The sequence below is a fragment of the Vibrio palustris genome (genome assembly GCF_024346995.1).
Lineage (GTDB): Bacteria > Pseudomonadota > Gammaproteobacteria > Enterobacterales > Vibrionaceae > Vibrio > Vibrio palustris.
In genome coordinates this window covers 2,212,430-2,232,017 of record NZ_AP024887.1, presented here as the reverse complement: position 1 = coordinate 2,232,017, position 19,588 = coordinate 2,212,430, and the positions used below count along the sequence as shown (strand labels likewise).

Here is a 19,588-nt window from a genome sequence, read left to right as displayed (position 1 = left end):
GGAGAATCTTGGGTGAAAACATTTGATGTCATCATCGCTGGTGGAGCCATGGCTGGGGGAACCCTTGCTTTAGCAATAAGTCAATTGAGCCATCAAACCTTATCTGTTGCTGTTATTGAAGCTTATCAGTCTGATAATCAGTCTCACCCAGGATTTGATTCTCGAGCGATTGCCTTGTCTTATGGTACGGTTGAAACCTTAAAAACATTTGGTATCTGGCCGCACCTTGCTGGGGTTGTTACGCCGATTAAGCATATTCATGTGTCTGATCGTCAGCATTTCGGTATGACAGACATTGATCATAATGATGTTGATTTAGAAGCATTAGGTTATGTGGTGGAACTTGCCGATGTTGGTAATGTATATAGTGAGCTATTATCTCATCATGAGAATATCGATGTCTTCTGTCCTGCAAAAGTGGCAGGTATCGAGCGCTTTCAAGATAGTGTAACGGTGTCTTTATCAAATGGTGAGCGGGTTCAAGGTCAATTATTGGTAGCAGCGGATGGTGCGTTATCGACGTGCAGTGAATTAGTTGGGCTTGAATTTACTGACCATGATTTTGGACAGCACGCGATTATTGCCAATGTTGTCGCCAGTGAGTTACATCAAGGCCGCGCATTTGAGCGGTTTACTGAGCATGGCCCCATCGCGATGTTACCAATGAGTGATAACCGTTTATCTCTGGTGTGGTGCGTCCCTCCTGAAAAAGTTCACGAGATAATGAACTGTGCAGATGATGCGTTCCTAGCAGAGCTGCAACGTATGTTTGGTTGGCGTTTGGGAGAGTTTAAGCGCGTTGGAGCGCGGACCAGCTACCCACTGCAGTTACGGGTGCGTGATAAAAATATTAGCCATCGGTTTGCTATTGTGGGTAATGCTGCCCAAACTTTACATCCTATAGCAGGTCAAGGATTTAACCTCGGTATTCGAGATGTTGCTACCTTAGCGGAAGAGATTACCGCGAATGATTGTATTGGTGAATATCGTCAATTAGCGCGTTTTCAACGCCGCCGAGAGGAAGATCGTCATGCGACGATCACACTGACTTCGTCATTGGTCCATCTATTTTCTAATCAGTGGGCAACATTATCGTTAAGTCGTAGTCTTGGTCTTTTTACTGTCGACAATATTCCTCAGTTAAAAGCACCGCTGTTGAAGCGAACATTAGGGATCGTTAACCGATAGAAGGTAATCAAATTATGATGCAAAGTGTGGATATTGCGATAGTTGGTGGCGGAATGGTTGGGCTCGCATTGGCGGCAGCGTTTAAGCATACCGATGTCAGAATTGCGGTCATTGAAGGTAAAGTACCGGATGAAACGCTGAATAATACACCGGATGTTCGAGTGTCAGCATTAAGCCGCTCGACTGAGATGGTTTTACGCAACCTTAACGCATGGGATGGTATTATCGCGCGCCGCGCCGCCCCTTACCAAGCGATGGAAGTATGGGAGCAAGATAGTTTTGCGCGTATCGAATTTAGTGCCGAACAAATGACTCAACCGAATCTCGGGCATATTGTTGAGAATCGCATCATTCAATTATCTTTGTTGGATCAAGTAAAAAAGCAAGCCAATGTTTCTCTATACATGCCATCTAAAGTGCAATCTTTAGCCATTGGAGAAAGCGAATCTTGGTTGGCGCTCGATGATGGTCAGGCCATTACCGCTAAACTCGTTGTTGGCGCTGATGGTGCCAATTCCTGGGTGCGTAAACAGTTAGATATTCCATTAACACATTGGGATTATGGTCATTGTGCCGTAGTGGCTAATATTCGTACTAGCTCTGCTCATGATGCTGTAGCAAGACAAACTTTTACGCCTGATGGGCCTTTAGCATTTTTGCCTTTTGCGGATCCTCATTTAAGTTCGATTGTTTGGTCAACGGATCCAGTAAGAGCGGAACGTTTGATAGAAATGAGCGATGCGCAATTTAATAAAGCGTTAACGGCCGAATTCGATGCTAAGTTGGGATTATGTGAAGTGGTCGCAGAGCGTCAAGCCTTTCCCCTTAAAATGCGTTATGCCCGCGATTTTGTTGCAGAGCGAGTCGCATTAGTGGGTGATGCCGCCCATACCATTCATCCACTGGCAGGCCAAGGGGTCAATTTAGGCTTATTGGATGCGGCGAGCCTTGCACAAGAAGTGATCGCTTTGTGGAACAATGGGCAAGATATTGGTGCAAAACGTAACTTGCGTGAATATGAGCGTTGGCGTAAAGCTGAGGCAGCCAAGATGATTGCCGCTATGCAAGGGTTTAAAGATTTATTCGAAGGAAATAATCCGGCTAAAAAACTTATTCGAGGCTTAGGGATGCACCTGGTGGGTCAGTTGCCAGGAGCTAAAGATGAGATTATGAAACGTGCTTTAGGTCTAAAAGGTGAGTTGCCTAATTTAGCGAAAAGTGTCCCTAGCGTGCATTAGAGCGAGAGTCTGTTTATTGATGAAGAAAAGGGCTGATGGTTATCAGCCCTTTTTTTATAATTAATTAGATACAGCGCAGCGTAATTTTTTCACTTCTTGGTTGATTTCGTTTACTGCTTGATAATGTCGAGTATCTGCACACGATGGAAGGATGAGTTTACCGTTATCAAACTCGAATTTGCCAATATCATTAATGTAGATGTTTCCTTTAAAAAGCCGACTGATGTGTTTAGCAATCATACTAGGAGCGTAGTGCGTAAACAGTCTCATTACTGAGGTCCTTATTGTTCTTAAGCCAGAGTCAGAGTAAGCCTAGTTGATTTTCAAAAAAGATACTCAGCGAATGGCGGAGCACCTGTGAAGAAAATACAAAAGTGTGTGGTCATAGGCACTTTTACTAGTCTTTGGTTCCTTCATTGATGCAAGATTTCTTCCAACTTTTATTTTTATACCATTTAGTAGGTGAGAGCAGGCGTGGGTAAAGTCAGATTGGCCGAGCGAGGGAGTGGCAGATAGATAAAAAAATGCCCGCACTGATGCGGGCCAATAGTCACAGATGCATTACACAAAAAGTGGATTACTGAAAGCTCAGTGGACTCACTTTTGCAGTTGGTTTATTCAACGTTTAGGTTTATTAACCAACAGAGCCAGACTACGACAAAAAAACGCCAATGACTATTTATGTTTTTAATTTGATTACATATTCATGAGATAATGTTGTTATTTGCGAGCTTCATCACACTGAAATGTAATGGTTTTCACTGTCATTGATCTGCTTTCTTTATTTTTGCCCAAATTGGCTTGGCTAGATATTCCAAATCATTGATATTAATGGCAATGCCTGCCATTGGTGAGCCGCTGCTTATCGTGACTTCTGAGCATGTTGATAACGATTCATCAAAGATGATGGGCATGGGGTTTTTTAGGAGCAAAGGTGTGATAGTGCCAACTGCATAACCAGTTATATCATATAACTGTTCGGTTGCAACGCAGGTCATTCTACGCCAGTTTAGTATGGCGCGAACTTTTTTAGGATCTATTTGGGTATCACCAGCCGTGCAGGCTAGGGCATAGCGGTTAGACATATCCCGCAAAACCATGCTTTTGACCATCTGTGAAGGGCATACATTACGTTGCTTGGCGGTTTCTTCGATGCTAACAGTTGGGGATTGATGAGGCAGCAGGCGAAATTCGACCTGCTGACTTTCCAAGAATGCACGAAGTTTTTCGGCTTGGTTATTCATTATCATCTAATGAATAAGGCAGAGGTTGTATGGTCCAACGCGTGTCCGGTTGATCGGCAATGCGCAGCACAGTATCCGCCTCTAAGTTATTCGGTAAGACGATTAAACCGATCGCGTTATTATCGTTAAAACAATAATGAGCAAGTAGTGTACTTGCACTGCGCCAGTTGTCGCCAACTGCGCGTTCCATTGTGATAGGTTCAGCGCTCTCAAGCGACGTGTTGAACGTTCCTGCGACAATATACATCGCGCGTTTATTGGTACCACGAAATTTAGCGCGAGCGACAGTTTCTTGTCCTGTATAACAGCCTTTATTGAAATTAATGCCATGTAAGGCTTGCAGGTTTAATGCTTGAGGAATATGAGTATTTTGACTATGTTCTGTGATCATTGGCACTGCTTCTTCAATATCAAAGCGTGTCCAGAGCGCTTCTGTTACCAATGTTCCATCGAAGTTTTCCATCAGGCGTTGAGCTTTATCTGCCGTAAGTAATAATAGCCATCTTTGAGCAGAAACTTTCACTGCTGTGCCACCTTCTATGGAGCGGACATCGCCTTCGGTATCCGTGGTGACGGTTTGGATCCATTGTTCAGCCTGTGCCCCCATGACTCCGAGTGTCACATCTTGAGATTGTTCAATGGTCACTTTTGAGAATATGGCGTATTTTTTAATTTCTTTTAGTTCGGTTTCTATACCGGAAAGTGGTTGAAATAACGCGTACCCACCATTGTGATGAAATAAACGAAAAATTGACCATACTTTACCTTTGGGATCGCAATGAGCACCTAAGCTAGCTTGTTGTGTTCCTAATGCGGCCACATCACAGGTAACTTGTCCTTGTAAGTAGCTAGTTTGATCATCGCCGAACATGGTGATCGCACTCCATGAAGGCAGGTGAGCGAGCATAAGTTGAGGTAAGCTGTCTTGAGTTGAAAGTGATAGCGGTGTCACTGGGGTTGTCATATTCATAATGGACCACTTAAATGAGTAAATAGTGTTTGTATGGTAATCGCCGTAGGTTTTTTTGTCAGCTTGAACTGAGTCTTTGATTCAGGTCACTGGCTGAGTCTGATAACCCTTGTTACACTGGCAGCATACAATAATTCTAGGGATTGGGGAAAACGATGTATTCAGTAGAACAAAAAGCTCGTATTAAATGGGGATGTCGACGTGGGATGTTAGAACTCGATGTCGTAATGATGCCCTTTTTTGATGAGTGTTTTGAGAGTTTGACTCTTGATGAACAAGACAACTTCGTTTCTTTACTGGAGTGTGATGATCCTGATTTATTTCAATGGATAATGGGGCACGGGCGTTCTGATAATCTTAAGCACGCTGCTATGGTAGATAAAATTGTCGCCTATAACCTTAGTAAAACACGTTAAGCTTACTCTCCAACCATCTTTTCATTTTTTTGTAACCGCGTATGCCTGTTTTTCTCTTTTGCTATGGGCGGTTACAATCTCTGCTATACCTCTGGTCGCCAGTGTGGTGTGCGGTGCTATTGTTTGGCAGTATTGCACTCCTGCTCGCATGTTTCACAGCGCTTTGCTTGGTGATGTCCGAATCGTCCCTGAGCAGCGATTGATTGAGTGTGAGCGAGTGATTGCTTATCAAAAAGTCGATCTGACTTATGCGGCCGTGTTGGTTATTTTTACCGAAAGTTCGACCCAAAAATGGTTGTTATGGCGCGATGCGTGTCATGAAAAAGACTATAGGCAATTACTGGCGTCGCTAAAACGAGAGCAACAAGGCTCTCGTTCTTCTCTTTAAGCTGTTTGTGATGAGTTCTCAGGTGTTAATATTGTCGGTGCGTTTGTTGTCAGCTTGTCTGGGTAGTCGAGAGTATAGTGTAACCCGCGACTTTCTTTACGTTTAATCGCACATTGCACCATTAAGTCGGCAACTTGAAGTAAGTTACGTAACTCAATGAGGTTATTTGATACTCGGAAATGACTGTAATATTCATGTGTTTCTTTTTGTAATAATTGAATGCGATGTAAAGCACGCTCTAGGCGTTTATCGGTACGTACAATTCCCATGTAATCCCACATAAATAGACGTAATTCATGCCAGTTATGTTGAATCACCACTTCTTCATCTGAACACGAGACTTGGCTTTCATCCCAAGGCGGTAATGAGTCAGGTATAGTAACGAGAGGCAAGCGAGTGACGATATGTTTAGCGGCTGACCAAGCATAAACGACGCATTCGAGTAATGAGTTAGACGCCATACGGTTAGCGCCGTGCAGCCCAGTATAGCTTACTTCGCCAATGGCATATAAGTTAGTGATATCCGTATGCCCATCTCGATCGACCATGACTCCGCCACACGTGTAATGCGCCGCTGGGACGATAGGAATCGGCTCTTTAGTCATATCAATGCCTAATTCCATGAGGCGAGCGTGAATCATTGGAAAGTGTTTTTCGATGAATTCTGCAGGTTTATGGGTAATGTCGACGTACATACAGTCGGCACCTAAGCGTTTCATTTCATAATCAATGGCGCGTGCGACGACATCACGTGGAGCAAGCTCTTCACGGTCATCAAATTCGGGCATAAAACGCGAGCCATCTGGACGTCGCAACAATGCCCCTTCCCCTCTTAATGCTTCGGTGAGTAGGAAATTACGCGCATCAGGGTGATATAAACACGTTGGATGAAATTGATTAAATTCTAAATTAGCAACACGACACCCTGCACGCCAAGCCATGGCAATGCCGTCACCTGATGAAATATCTGGGTTCGATGTGTATTGATACACTTTGGATGAGCCACCTGTCGCCAGTACGACAAATTTAGCTTTGATGGTTTCAACATGCTCATCTGCACGGTTCCAGACATAAGCGCCTTTGACGATTTTCTCGTTATTGATGTCCTCGGTGATTAAATCTAAGGCGTTATGGCGTTCAAAAACGTCGATATTACTTTGTTGCTGAACGTTATTTTGCAGTGAGGTTTGCATCGCCATTCCAGTGGCATCAGCTGCGTGAAGAATGCGGCGGTGACTGTGCCCACCCTCGCGAGTTAAGTGATAGCGTGGGGTTGTACTGTCTTGGTCTTCCATGCGGTCAAAAGGTACCCCTCCATCGATAAGCCACTGGACACATTCACGAGCATTTTCAGCAATGAAACGGACACTCTCTTCATCACACAGACCATCGCCGGCGATTAATGTATCTTGAACATGAGAATCGACGCTGTCCGCTTCATCAAATACTGCAGCAATGCCACCTTGAGCATAATAAGTAGCCCCTTCACTGAGCGGACCTTTACTTAATACAATAACATGACAATTGTTAGCAAGACGCAATGCCAAAGAGAGACCGGCTGCACCACTACCGACCACTAACACATCACACTGATACTCACGATTAGTGCTCATAAAAGACTCATTTTAAACGGGGAGGATAATCCGAGTATTTTAAGCGACCTAAGGTCTAGGTTCTATTGTTTTATTACATTGAGTCTTAAGGGGATAGAAAATTGTCGACCATTTCAAGAAACATCGGTGGTAAATTAGTGTAACGTCGGTTTTTTGAGTTTCTCTAGCTAATCTTTTACACTAAAATTCACCTTAGAGATTCGGTGTTTTTATGTCAGCTTATGATGAAAAATTGACAAAAAATTGAACTTTATTTTAACGACTGGGTCACAATAGTGCTCATATAAGCAGTGGTATCCAAATAACCTGCACAATTAATGCCCATACCTGAGAAGGTAAGGGATAATAACAATAGGAGTAACCGCTCGAATGAACGAGCAACTGACCGATCAAGTATTGATTGAGCGAGTTCAGAACGGAGATAAACAGGCTTTCAATTTGTTAGTGCTTCGCTACCAAAACAAAGTGTGTAATCTTATTTCTAGGTATGTGAGCAATTCGGGAGACGTTGCCGACGTTGCGCAGGAAGCGTTTATTAAAGCGTATCGTGCGATCCCAACTTTTCGTGGAGATAGTGCGTTTTATACCTGGCTGTATCGCATCGCTGTCAATACTGCTAAAAATCATATTGTGGCTCAGAATCGTCGCCCACCTGCTAATGATGTTGATGCGGAAGATGCTGAGTATTACGAATCAGGAAGTGCTTTAAAAGAAATTTCGAACCCTGAAAACCTAACGCTGTCCAAAGAGTTAAAGAAGGTGGTGTTTGGGGCAATTGAAGCATTACCTGAAGACCTGAAAACCGCAATGACTTTACGTGAGCTCGATGGCTTAAGTTATGAAGACATTGCCCAAGTTATGGATTGTCCTGTAGGTACGGTGCGTTCGCGTATTTTCCGTGCTCGTGAAGCGGTAGAGAAAAAGATAAAACCTTTGCTCTAATACCGTTATTAGCAACGATTTTATGGTGGATATAATGGCTGACAAAGAAAAACTTTCAGCATTGATGGATGGGGAAATGATCGATAAATCGCTGATCCAAGAGTTGGAAGCGGATCGTGACTCTCTCGACACCTGGAAGCATTACCATTTAATTGGTGATGTTCTACGAGGTGATGCTCCCCAAAAGGCGGAGTGGAATATTGCTGAAAGTGTGGCGCTGGCTTTGGAAAACGAGCCGACACACAACCAGCACAGCGCCCATGCTCATGAGGCTGTTCCGATAGAAGCGCAGCCGCAACCGACGAAAGTACGTCGCCAACTACCGGGCTGGTTAAGCCAGTTAGGACAAGTTGGAGTCGCTGCGTGTGTATCGTTAGTGGTGATTTTGGGGGTGCAGCAATATGGCGGAGAAGACCAAGTTGCGTCTATGCCGCAAAATGATCAGATTCCAGTATTAAAAACGATCCCTTTATCTGGTACTGCTGAGCCAGTTAGCTTGACGCGCAACTCTGTACACCGTCAAGGTAGCGAAGAGAATATGCAAGTGCAACGCCGTCGAGTGAACGCGCTGTTGCAAGATTATGAACTCCAACTGAGGTTGAATAGTGAGAGGCAAGCCGCGTCTCATGATGCTCAATAAATCGGTAATTGAATGAAAACATTTCTGATCAGTGTACTGGTGCTGCTCTGCTTGAACTCAACACCTGTTTTTGCAGATAACACGTCAGCTAAGGCATTGTTACATGATATGAGCAAGGCTAGTCAGCAGCTTAATTATGAGCTGTCTTATATCTTGATTAAGAAAAACAGTATTGAGCCGCTGCTTTATCGTCATGCTCATGAAAAACAGCAGCAGTTTGCTCATTTAGTCTATCTTAGTGGTCCAGTGCGCGAAGTGATTCGCCGCGGAAATGAAATCAGCTATATTGAGCCTGGAGTGAAGCCTTTCACTATTGCCTCACACCATATGGTTGCTCCTTTAATTCCGCTATTAAATAGTGATATTGACCAACTGAGTCAACATTACGATTTTGTTAATATTGGACGTGATCGTGAGGCCGGAACACCATGCCATGTTATTCGTATTGTTCCGAAGGATGGCTTACGCTATTCCTATGTGTTGTGGGTCGGTGAACATAGCAACTTACCACTACGTGCTGATTTAGTGGACAGAGATGGCGAGGTGCTTGAGCAATATCGCACGATTTCTTACTCTGTTAATGATAAACTTGTCGATATTATGTCGGGTTTGAAAAATGTCCACTTACCGGATGTATTAAGTGTTCCCAAAAGCAACGTTAAGCAAGCGACGTGGAAAGTGAACTGGGTGCCAGATGGCTTTAAATCTTTAGAAATCAATCGCTACCGTATGGTCATCACGAAGCGAGTGGTAGAAAACCAAATGTTTTCTGATGGCTTGTTTAGCTTTTCGGTTTATGTGGCACCGAAAGATGACCACTCATTAAGTAATCAGCTGATTCGCCAAGGGCGTAGAACATTGCAAACGGTGACTCGTGGTAACTATGAAATCTCTGTTATTGGAGACTTACCACCGACAACTGCACAACGCATTGCTAAATCAGTGGTATTCAATGCGCAAGAGGCCAAATAGATATGATGACGGCATTAGCGACCGTAAAGGGTGTCCAATCTGATTCAGGTGAGTATCACATTCAGCTGAGTTGTGAGCAAAAAACCAGTTGCAGTAGTTGCGCATCGAAAAAAAGTTGCGGAACAGGTTTAGTGTCGAATGTGGTTAAAAGCAAAGCACTGTTGTGGCATCTAACCACGAAAAAAAGTGTGCAAGCCGGACAAGTTGTTGAAATTGGTTTTCCTGAAAAAAGTCTATTACAGTCGGCGGCTTTGGTTTATATCGTTCCTTTACTAATGATGATGTTAGGGACCGCGATTGGTCAACATTGGGTGGCTCCTCTTCTAGGGACAGGGGAAGGTGCTTTGATTGTATGTGCGTTTATTTTTATGGCCTTGGGGATTTATCTCGCCAAGTTTTTATCCCCTCAGTTGGAAAAACGTTCACAACAAGAAGTGGTGTTGCTGCGTGTGCTCGGAGAACCTATTGTTTAAATAAGGTGCGAAGTGTAGTGAAATTCGTTAGAATCGCCCCACTCGAAGGAAGCGCTAAGTCATTCAGCGCTTCCATGTCTCAAATTTACCAGAGTTAAGTCATCCCGAACCTATGAAGCACATTCGTAACTTTTCGATTATCGCCCATATCGACCACGGTAAGTCGACACTATCTGACCGCCTTATTCAAGATTGTGGTGGATTGACCAGCCGTGAAATGGCGGCGCAAGTTTTAGATTCTATGGATCTAGAGCGTGAACGTGGTATCACCATCAAATCTCAGAGTGTGACTCTTGATTATAAAGCGAAAGATGGCGAAACCTACCAACTGAACTTCATCGACACACCTGGACACGTTGACTTCTCTTATGAAGTATCACGTTCGCTGGCGGCGTGTGAAGGTGCATTATTGGTTGTGGATGCAGGGCAAGGTGTGGAAGCACAAACCTTAGCGAATTGCTACACCGCCATTGATATGGATCTCGAAGTCGTTCCAGTTCTCAATAAAATTGATCTACCCGCTGCCGATCCCGATCGTGTCGCTGAAGAAATTGAAAATATCGTCGGTATTGATGCCATGGATGCAGTGCAATGCTCTGCAAAAACTGGACAAGGTATTGAAGATGTTTTAGAAAACATTGTGCGTTCTATTCCTGCTCCTCAAGGGGACCCTGATGGTCCTTTACAAGCGTTGATTATTGACTCTTGGTTTGATAACTACTTAGGTGTGGTATCTTTGGTACGAATCAAAAATGGTTCACTAAAGAAGCATGACAAAATTAAAGTAATGAGCACCGAGCAAACATGGGGTGTGGATGGCATTGGTATCTTTACACCTAAGCGTGTGCCTACCGGTGGTCTGAATACGGGTGAAGTTGGCTGGGTTGTGTGTGGAATTAAAGATATCCTCGGCGCTCCAGTCGGCGATACGTTAACTCACGCGAAAAACGGCTGTGCAGAACGTGTTCCTGGTTTTAAGAAAGTTCGTCCACAAGTGTACGCAGGCTTATTCCCAGTCTCTTCTGATGACTACGAAAGCTTTCGTGATGCACTTGGCCGTTTGGCTCTTAATGACGCTTCATTGTTCTATGAACCAGAATCTTCTGCGGCGTTGGGCTTTGGTTTCCGTTGTGGCTTCCTAGGTATGCTGCATATGGAAGTGATTCAAGAGCGTTTAGAGCGTGAATATAATCTCGACCTTATCACAACTGCGCCAACGGTAGTTTATGAAGTGGTTAAGACCGATGACGAGATTATTTACGTTGATAGCCCAGCTAAATTACCCGCAGTCTCTGATATTGAAGAAGTTCGTGAGCCAATTGCACGCTGTAATATTCTAGTTCCTGATGAGTACCTAGGTAGCGTGATTACACTATGTGTTGAAAAGCGTGGTGTTCAGGTGGATATGGTTTATCACGGTAATCAAATCGCGTTAACCTACGATCTACCTATGGCGGAAGTGGTGTTAGATTTCTTTGACCGCTTGAAGTCAACGTCACGAGGTTACGCGTCATTAGAGTATAACTTCCAACGTTATGAAGCCTCTGACATGGTGCGTGTTGATGTCTTGATGAATGGTGAGCGTGTTGATGCACTTGCTATCATTACACACCGTGACATCGCTCAGAGCCGTGGTCGTCTTTTGGTTGAGAAAATGAAAGAATTTATTCCTCGCCAAATGTTCGATATTGCTATTCAAGCCGCGATTGGTTCACATATCATCGCGCGTTCGACGGTGAAACAGTTGCGTAAAAATGTTATTGCGAAGTGTTACGGTGGTGACGTTAGCCGTAAGAAAAAACTATTGAAGAAACAGAAGGAAGGTAAGAAACGTATGAAGCAAATCGGTAACGTCGAATTGCCTCAAGAAGCGTTCTTAGCTATTTTGCATGTAGGTAAAGATTAACGCCTTGCGAAATATAGTGTTTTTCATGTATTAATCGTTTAAGTGAAAGGGCCTAGCTCTTTCACTTTCGTATTTATAGATAAGGGAAGTCATGGCCAATCAATTTTCACTTTTTCTAGTTATTTTCACCCTTGTAACCGGTGTTGTTTGGGTATTAGAAAAACTGGTATGGGCAAAAAAACGCCAACAAAAACTGGAAAAGCTGCAAGCAGAAACCAATGGCCTTGATCCTAAATTAGCTGACAAGATTGATCCGCAACCTTGGTGGGTAGAAAATAGTGTTTCGCTATTTCCAGTGATTGCGTTTGTTTTGATTCTGCGTTCATTTATTTTTGAGCCGTTTCAGATTCCGTCAGGCTCCATGATGCCGACCTTGCTGGTGGGTGATTTTATTGTCGTTGAAAAATATGCTTATGGATTAAAAGATCCGGTATGGCATAAAACGTTAATCAAAACATCAGAACCAAAACGTGGCGATATTGTGGTCTTCCGTTATCCATTAGATCCGAGTGTCGATTACATTAAACGTTTAGTTGGCTTACCTGGAGATACGATCCGTTATAGCCGTACTAAGCAGGTTTGTATTCAGCCCAAAGGCGAATCACAATGCAAACCAGTGCCACTGAGCCATGTGCAGAAAAGCCAATTTATGCAGAGAGGAGTTCCTCTAATGCAATTGGATGAGCAATTAGGTAAAGTGGATCATAAAATTTTGCTCAACCCTATGCATGCTGATCGCGTGAGCGACTACCGTCCTCGTGCGGGTGTTAATGAATGGGTTGTGCCTGAAGGTCATTATTTCATGATGGGTGATAATCGTGATAATAGTGCCGATAGTCGCTTTTGGGGATTTGTTCCTGAAGCTAATTTAGTCGGTAAAGCCGTTGGGATTTGGATTAGCTTTACGTTTGATCGCAAACCTGATGATGTCTTACCAACTTGGGTTCCAACTGGTGTACGTTTTAATCGCATCGGTGGGATAGAATAGTCTAGAATTTCTAGCATCAACGCATCGAGAGAGTATGAATTCTCCAATTTATCAATTAGAAAAAAAGATCGGCTACTCGTTTAATAGTGCCGATCTTATGGAATTAGCGCTGACGCACCGTAGCGCTAATGGAAAACATAATGAACGTCTTGAGTTTCTGGGCGATTCAATTTTAAGTTTTGTCATTGCCGATGATCTTTACCACCGTTTCCCTAAGGTGAATGAAGGGGATATGAGTCGTATGCGTGCGACGTTGGTGAGAGGAAATACGTTGGCTGAACTGGGTCGAGAATTCGGTCTAGGAGATTACTTAAAATTAGGTCCAGGTGAATTGAAAAGCGGCGGTTTTCGTCGTGACTCGATATTAGCCGATGCAGTCGAAGCTATTATCGGAGCAGTTTACCTTGATAGTGATCTAGAAGTGGTACGCGGTATCATTTTAGGTTGGTATCAACCTCGCTTAGAAAGTATTGAGCCTGGCGTGTCACAGAAAGATCCGAAGACTCGTTTGCAAGAGTTTTTACAAGGCAGACGCAAGCCACTTCCGATCTATACTGTTAGCAACATTAAAGGTGAAGCACACAACCAAGAGTTTACGGTTGCATGTGATGTTGCAGGCTTTGGAGAGCCTGTTATTGGAAAAGGTACCAGTCGTCGCAAGGCAGAACAAGCGGCTGCGGAATCAGCGTTAGAGCAATTGACCAATGTCTGAAAATAACGAGTTTGATATTGATGCATTCTTTGCATCCCCAGAAACCGCACCGTCTTCGCCAGAGAACCAACATTGTGGTTTTATCGCGATAGTTGGTCGTCCTAACGTAGGTAAATCCACGTTATTGAATAATCTACTGGGACAAAAAATTTCGATTACATCGCGTAAGCCGCAAACCACACGCCACCGTATTATGGGTGTGGACACCGAAGGTGATTACCAAGCGATTTATGTTGATACACCAGGGCTACATATTGAAGAGAAGCGTGCGATTAACCGCTTAATGAACCGCGCGGCGAATAGCTCTCTAAGCGATGTGAATTTGGTCCTGTTTCTTGTCGATGGTACCCATTGGACTGCTGACGATGAAATGGTCTTTACCAAGCTACAAAAAGCCAACTTCCCAGTGGTGTTGTGTATCAATAAAGTTGATAACGTCAAAGAGCGTGCTGATGTTATGACACACATGCATGAATTGACACAGCGTTATAACTTTGTGGATGTTGTGCCGATTTCGGCTAAGCATGGAACGAATGTGGATGTATTGCATAAGCATGTACGCCAGCATTTACCAAAAACGATTCATCACTTTCCCGAAGAGTATGTCACCGATCGCTCACAGCGCTTTATGGCGTCAGAAATCTTACGTGAAAAGCTGATGCGTTTTACTGGGGAAGAGCTGCCATATTCTGTCACGGTTGAAATTGAACGCTTTGACTACAACCCAGATACCGATGGTTTCCGTATTAACGCTTTGATCTTAGTTGAGCGTTCGGGCCAGAAGAAAATGGTGATTGGTACCAAAGGCGAAAAAATTAAAACGATCGGACAACAAGCACGTCTCGATATGGAAGAGTTGTTTGGCCGTAAAGTGTATTTAGAAACATGGGTGAAAGTGAAGTCAGGTTGGGCTGATGATGAGCGCGCATTGCGCTCTCTTGGTTACATCGACGATTTATAAACTCATGCAACAAAGAGTCATACACAAGTATGGCTCTTTGCTTTCTCTCCTTTTTTATGTGCTAAGCTGTCATTGGATATCACATTATGACTGACGGTTTACAGCGTTGCTTTGTTTTACATCGACGTCTTTATAGCGAATCGAGCTTGATTCTTGACGTGTTTAGCGAAGAATACGGACGTTTATCCATTATGGCAAAAGGGGCGCGAGGTAAGCGTTCTAATTTGAAAGGTGCTTTGCAGCCTTTTACCCCCCTGTTACTCAAATGGTCTGGCAAAGGCTCGATGAAGACGTTGCGGCAAGCTGAGCCGATAAGTTTGGGTATACCGTTGACGGGAATTAATCTTTACTCAGCAATGTATGTTAATGAGCTGATAGACCGTATTATTTCGCCAGAAAGTCCATACCCAGAATTGTTTCACGATTATTTGTCAGTACTCACTGAACTAGCACAAGCCTCTAACCCTGAACCGGCGTTACGACGCTTTGAGTTAGCGTTACTCTCCTCTTTGGGATACGGCGTCGACTTTTTGCACTGCGCTGGAACAGGAGAACCGATTGTGCCGACGATGACATATCGTTATCGTGAACAAAAAGGCTTTATTGCTTCGGTAAGAAAGGATAATCTCACTTTCTTAGGGGATGAACTGGTTGCGATTAGTGAGCGACGTTTTCAAACCTCAACCCAATTACAAGCCGCGAAGCGTTTCACGCGAATTGCCTTAAAACCTTACCTTGGCGGTAGACCATTAAAAAGTCGGGAGCTGTTTAGACGAACAGTTTTACCCAGAGCACGGAGTACAGACAAATGAGCTCAATTTATCTAGGTGTAAATATCGATCATATTGCGACCTTGCGTAATGCGCGAGGCACTAAGTATCCAGACCCTGTACACGCGGCTGATATTGCTGAACGTGCGGGCGCTGATGGTATTACGGTTCATTTACGAGAAGATCGCCGTCATATCCAAGATCGTGACGTGCGTTTATTGCGTGAAACCCTGCAAACGCGCATGAACCTAGAAATGGCTGTGACAGACGAAATGGTGGGGATTGCGCTCAATGTGCAGCCTGAATACGTGTGCTTAGTTCCCGAAAAACGTGCCGAGCTGACGACAGAAGGTGGGTTGGATGTACTTGGCCAGCATGAGAAAGTAAAAGCGGCCACAGAAAAGCTAACGGCAGCGGGGATCCGCGTCTCTTTATTTATTGATGCAGACCGTGAGCAAATTGATGCGGCAAAAATGTGCGGCGCTCCGTTTGTAGAGCTTCATACTGGGCATTATGCCGATGCCGAAACAGAAGAAGAGAAACAAGCGGAACTGAAAAAAATCTCTGCGGCTGCTAGCTATGCCGCGGATCTTGGCTTAACCGTGAATGCAGGACATGGATTGACCTACCATAATGTGGCGGCTATCGCGAAAATCCCTGAAATCTATGAATTGAATATTGGGCACTCGATCATGGGCCGAGCAATGTTTGAGGGTCTAGATAAAGCTGTGCTGGATATGAAACTCGCGATGATTGAAGCGCGACGTTAAATATTATGCTGATAGGTTTAGGGACCGACATTTGTGAAATTGATCGCATTGAACGCGTATTAGAGCGCACTGGTCAAGCTTTTGCTGCGCGGATTTTAACTCCCAATGAGCTGGTAGTGTTTACGCAAACCAAGCAGCCAGCTCGTTATCTAGCCAAGCGCTTTGCTGTCAAAGAAGCCGCTTCAAAAGCATTAGGAACAGGTATTGCTAAAGGTGTTTCTTTTCAAGATTTTGCTGTAGCGAATGATGAGTTGGGTAAGCCTATCTTGAATGTCTCTGGCGTTGCCAAGCAGCTTTCTTTAGAGAAAGGCATTGTTCACTATCATATATCGATTTCTGACGAAAAACATTATGCCGTTGCCACAGTCATCGCTGAATCGGCTTAAATTGTCAGGCAAGTAGAGTAAATGGATGCCGATAATGATTATAAAAAAACGACGCATTTGCGTCGTTTTTTATGTTACAGCGGGTTAATGTTTACCCGCATTGATGCAGATGCAGATCATGAATTAAGCCGGTAAATACTGCTCGGCTGAGGTGATAACTTTGTCCATCTCATCTTGAAGTTCAAACAACTCAGGCTCAATATCAATGACATTAGAGCCTGCCCGTAACAAGTTTTCCAATGTGCCACATAACGATTGTAACCGTGGTACACCGCTGTAGGCGCAGCTACCATGCAGCTTATGAATATGATGCAACAGGTCTTCGATAGAATAATCATCATCCGCTAACGCTTCCTCGATAACCTGCGATACTTGTGGGATGTAATCCACTAACATACGCAACATTTCCTGAGCTAAATCGGTTTTGCCTGCTGCTTGTTTTAGTGCCGCCTCCCAATTGATTGCCGTCTCGGTTGCGCTGACCACCGGCCCAGTTTCTGGTGATGCATCAAAGCGCACGGTTTCAAGTTGCTCTGGATCGCGATGAGGGTTCCAGTTGCTCAGAACTTGCTGAAGGACATGCTCCTCAATTGGCTTAGTCAGGTAGTCATCCATCCCCGCTTTCAGTAGTCGGTCGCGCTCCCCACTCATTGCGTGAGCGGTGACGGCAATAATCGGTGTTTGGCTGTTAATGTCCGTCGCCCGAATCTTTTCACTGGCAGCGACGCCATCCATGTGTGGCATCTGGATGTCCATCAAAATGATATCGAAATGACGTTGCGTGGCTTCTTGCACTGCGTCCATACCACTTTTGCAGCTAATGACGTTGGCGACTCGCTCTTTAAGTAATGCGGTAATGAGTTTGAGGTTCGCTGGATTATCATCAACAGCCATGACCGTGAGCGGTAGACGATCGATGCTATCTGGCGTACTGAGTTCTTTGAATGTGACTGGGCGATGGGTCAGTAAGGCATTAAGAAGCTTTTTCCGTGAAATCGGTTTAGTGATACTGAGTACCGCAAAGTCTTTCATTAATTCATCTGCAAGTGCAATTTCAGTACTTGGTACACCGACAATTAAATGGTGGCTAATGGTTTTTAAGGCGCCCAAATTTTCATGCAGCTCAGAGCGATTAATCTCTTGGCCTGGCGATAAATTATATAATACAAAGTCATATTGCTGACTCTCTTGCGTTACTCCAGAACGGTACACCACTTTAATGCCACATTCATCGAGGAAGTGTTGTAAAACAGAAGCCGCTTGGCGGTTAGGTTCAATTAATAATAGAGACTTATCTTGTAAGGTATCAAGCTCTAAAAAGCTACTGCTCATTGGCATATCAGTTTGATGCAAGCGTAGGGTAAACCAGAAAGTGGAGCCTTGATGTAAGCGGCTCGTTAAACTGATTTCTCCGTCCATTTGATTGACCAGTTTTTGGGTAATTACCAGTCCGAGCCCTGTACCGCCATAGCGACGTGAAATGCTGGCATCCGCTTGGCTAAAGGCTTGGAAAAGTTGCGCTTGCTGGCGCTCGGAAATGCCGATACCAGTATCACGTACCATGAATTGCAGTTCGACATAATCTTCATGCTGTGCGCGCATTTCAACACTAATATCAATGTTGCCATGCTCAGTAAATTTAATTGAATTGCCCATTAAGTTAGTTAAGATTTGTTGGATACGTAATGGGTCGCCGACTAAGCCTGCAGGGATAGTGCTATCAACTTTGAGCGTCAGTTCTAAGCCTTTTTCATGAGCCGTGGTGGCTTGCAAGCTAATGACTTCTTCCAGCGCATCTTGGAACTCAAATGGAATGTTTTCGAGGGCGAGTTTACCGGCTTCTAGTTTTGAGAAATCTAAAATATCATTAATGATATTCAGTAGGTTATTAGCTGATTTTTCAATGGTTTGTAGATAATCTTTTTGGCTGTTTGTCATTTGCGTTTTCAGCATTTGACGGGTAAACCCAATCACACCATTCAAAGGGGTACGCAGCTCGTGAGACATGTTAGCCAAAAACTCCGATTTAATCCGTGCGGCTTCTTGGGCGCGCTTTTTGGCAATATCTAACTCAACGTTTTGAATTTCTAATTGTTCGAGTGTTTCACGTAAATCGGATGTGGCTTGGTCAATACTATGTTGCATTTCTACATGATATTCCGAGAGCGACATCGCCATCGCATTGATGCCTTTTTTCAGATCGTCGAGTTCACCGTGTAGAGTTCCTTCTATCCGTACATCAAGGTGACCACGCCGAATTTTGTCGACCACGTTTTTCATATTGGTGATCGGTTTGGTGACATCATGCATTAAACGTACGGCAAAGATTCCTGATAAGATCAAACCAATAATTAAGACGATACAGGCCGAGAAAATTTCTTGATATTGCTGTAAGCGCAGCGAAGAGAGATCGAGTTCAATGGCGATATAGCCCAAAATAGGCGCTGTGGTTTCATTGAGGTTACTATCGACTAATCGGCTTTCATCGAGGATAGGAGCTCGTAATATGAGTGTATTCTCATCGAGTAATGAGGTGTTTAGTGTCGGGATCGGTTTACCCTTCGGATACATCATTTTTTCAAAGTTAGGGTGATAATTCGACGTGACAAACAATTCATTATTGGCATCGAATACCGCAATACTGCGCACAAAATCCGAGTTTTTACGATGCGCATAGCTGATGATACGCCTCACCGCCTCACGGCTGTTGTGGCGTAGTGAATCTTCACTGGCGATGGATAAAGGCTCAATAATATTAGAGCCATCTTTGACCACTTGATTTTCAAGATCGTGATAACGATTGAAAGAAAACAGCGCACTGAGCAATAATCCAATGATCAGTGTCGGTGCTAGGGTCAGCGTAATAACGCGCGCGCGCAAGCCATATCGGGATTTAATCATTATTATCTAAACATTGTGCTGTGGATATGGGAAAATAACCAAGCATGGCAGTACGCTGGTTATTCAATAAGTGACTTAGCTTAATCAACTCCACCCCATTCGACAATCAT

Annotated in this window: 20 protein-coding genes; 15 read left to right on the top strand and 5 right to left on the bottom strand. The window is 44.0% G+C overall.

What is annotated here, in order from left to right:
* The first annotated feature begins 12 nt into the window (after nt 1–12).
* Nucleotides 13–1,188 carry a 2-octaprenyl-6-methoxyphenyl hydroxylase gene (gene ubiH / locus OCU30_RS10370; RefSeq protein ID WP_077315643.1) on the top strand — a complete coding sequence of 392 codons (1,176 nt, stop codon included), beginning with the start codon at nt 13–15 and terminating at the stop codon, nt 1,186–1,188.
* Nucleotides 1,189–1,202: 14 nt separating this feature from the next.
* On the top strand, nt 1,203–2,426 hold the full coding sequence (locus OCU30_RS10365; protein WP_077315642.1) for an FAD-dependent 2-octaprenylphenol hydroxylase: 1,224 nt from the start codon (nt 1,203–1,205) through the stop codon (nt 2,424–2,426).
* A gap of 60 nt (nt 2,427–2,486) precedes the next feature.
* Here OCU30_RS10365 and OCU30_RS10360 read toward each other — a convergent pair whose 3' ends face one another.
* From OCU30_RS10360 to ygfZ, 3 genes are all read right to left on the bottom strand, one after another.
* Nucleotides 2,487–2,696: a DUF1107 domain-containing protein gene (locus tag OCU30_RS10360; protein WP_077315641.1), complete on the bottom strand. Its 210-nt coding sequence runs from the start codon at nt 2,694–2,696 to the stop codon at nt 2,487–2,489.
* Nucleotides 2,697–3,190: 494 nt separating this feature from the next.
* Entirely contained in the window at nt 3,191–3,676 is a 486-nt protein-coding gene (locus OCU30_RS10355) for an aminoacyl-tRNA deacylase (RefSeq protein ID WP_077315640.1), read from the bottom strand.
* Nucleotides 3,663–4,640, bottom strand: coding sequence for a tRNA-modifying protein YgfZ (ygfZ, locus tag OCU30_RS10350; protein WP_077315639.1), 978 nt, complete (start codon nt 4,638–4,640; stop codon nt 3,663–3,665). Before ygfZ ends, OCU30_RS10355 begins: the two co-directional genes overlap by 14 nt.
* A 155-nt stretch (nt 4,641–4,795) precedes the next feature.
* Here ygfZ and OCU30_RS10345 point away from each other — a divergent pair, with 155 nt between their 5' ends.
* Both OCU30_RS10345 and OCU30_RS10340 read left to right on the top strand, forming a co-directional pair.
* Nucleotides 4,796–5,056, top strand: coding sequence for an FAD assembly factor SdhE (locus OCU30_RS10345; RefSeq protein WP_077315638.1), 261 nt, complete (start codon nt 4,796–4,798; stop codon nt 5,054–5,056).
* Between the two features lie 148 nt (nt 5,057–5,204).
* On the top strand, nt 5,205–5,444 hold the full coding sequence (locus OCU30_RS10340) for a hypothetical protein (protein ID WP_077315637.1): 240 nt from the start codon (nt 5,205–5,207) through the stop codon (nt 5,442–5,444).
* Here the strand turns inward: OCU30_RS10340 and nadB are convergent.
* Nucleotides 5,441–7,057 (bottom strand): L-aspartate oxidase, encoded by a 1,617-nt coding sequence (gene nadB, locus OCU30_RS10335; RefSeq protein ID WP_077315636.1) that lies wholly within the window; start codon nt 7,055–7,057, stop codon nt 5,441–5,443. The two genes, OCU30_RS10340 and nadB, sit on opposite strands and share 4 nt — an antisense overlap.
* A 369-nt stretch (nt 7,058–7,426) precedes the next feature.
* Here nadB and rpoE point away from each other — a divergent pair, with 369 nt between their 5' ends.
* The 11 genes from rpoE to acpS all read left to right on the top strand — a co-directional run bounded on the left by rpoE (nt 7,427) and on the right by acpS (nt 16,577).
* Nucleotides 7,427–7,999, top strand: a complete 573-nt coding sequence (rpoE, locus tag OCU30_RS10330) for an RNA polymerase sigma factor RpoE (protein WP_077315635.1) — start codon at nt 7,427–7,429, stop codon at nt 7,997–7,999.
* Nucleotides 8,000–8,033: 34 nt separating this feature from the next.
* Complete coding sequence (locus tag OCU30_RS10325) at nt 8,034–8,639, top strand: sigma-E factor negative regulatory protein (protein ID WP_077315634.1); 606 nt, start codon at nt 8,034–8,036, stop codon at nt 8,637–8,639.
* A 12-nt stretch (nt 8,640–8,651) separates the two neighbouring features.
* Nucleotides 8,652–9,611: a sigma-E factor regulatory protein RseB gene (rseB, locus tag OCU30_RS10320; protein WP_077315633.1), complete on the top strand. Its 960-nt coding sequence runs from the start codon at nt 8,652–8,654 to the stop codon at nt 9,609–9,611.
* 2 nt (nt 9,612–9,613) lie between these two features.
* Complete coding sequence (locus tag OCU30_RS10315) at nt 9,614–10,084, top strand: SoxR reducing system RseC family protein (RefSeq protein ID WP_077315632.1); 471 nt, start codon at nt 9,614–9,616, stop codon at nt 10,082–10,084.
* Between the two features lie 112 nt (nt 10,085–10,196).
* Entirely contained in the window at nt 10,197–11,990 is a 1,794-nt protein-coding gene (gene lepA / locus OCU30_RS10310; RefSeq protein WP_077315631.1) for a translation elongation factor 4, read from the top strand.
* A 91-nt stretch (nt 11,991–12,081) separates the two neighbouring features.
* Nucleotides 12,082–12,978 carry a signal peptidase I gene (lepB, locus tag OCU30_RS10305; protein ID WP_077315630.1) on the top strand — a complete coding sequence of 299 codons (897 nt, stop codon included), beginning with the start codon at nt 12,082–12,084 and terminating at the stop codon, nt 12,976–12,978.
* Nucleotides 12,979–13,012: 34 nt separating this feature from the next.
* Entirely contained in the window at nt 13,013–13,690 is a 678-nt protein-coding gene (rnc, locus tag OCU30_RS10300) for a ribonuclease III (RefSeq protein ID WP_077315629.1), read from the top strand.
* Complete coding sequence (gene era / locus OCU30_RS10295; protein ID WP_077315628.1) at nt 13,683–14,651, top strand: GTPase Era; 969 nt, start codon at nt 13,683–13,685, stop codon at nt 14,649–14,651. The genes rnc and era overlap by 8 nt, the downstream gene beginning before the upstream one ends.
* A gap of 86 nt (nt 14,652–14,737) precedes the next feature.
* Nucleotides 14,738–15,463, top strand: coding sequence for a DNA repair protein RecO (recO, locus tag OCU30_RS10290; protein ID WP_077315627.1), 726 nt, complete (start codon nt 14,738–14,740; stop codon nt 15,461–15,463).
* Nucleotides 15,460–16,191, top strand: coding sequence for a pyridoxine 5'-phosphate synthase (pdxJ, locus tag OCU30_RS10285; protein WP_077315626.1), 732 nt, complete (start codon nt 15,460–15,462; stop codon nt 16,189–16,191). The genes recO and pdxJ overlap by 4 nt, the downstream gene beginning before the upstream one ends.
* A 2-nt stretch (nt 16,192–16,193) precedes the next feature.
* Nucleotides 16,194–16,577 carry a holo-ACP synthase gene (acpS, locus tag OCU30_RS10280; RefSeq protein WP_077315625.1) on the top strand — a complete coding sequence of 128 codons (384 nt, stop codon included), beginning with the start codon at nt 16,194–16,196 and terminating at the stop codon, nt 16,575–16,577.
* A gap of 123 nt (nt 16,578–16,700) precedes the next feature.
* On the opposite strand, the gene barA is transcribed toward acpS, so the two are convergent.
* Entirely contained in the window at nt 16,701–19,478 is a 2,778-nt protein-coding gene (gene barA / locus OCU30_RS10275; protein WP_077315624.1) for a two-component sensor histidine kinase BarA, read from the bottom strand.
* Nucleotides 19,479–19,588 lie beyond the last annotated feature (110 nt).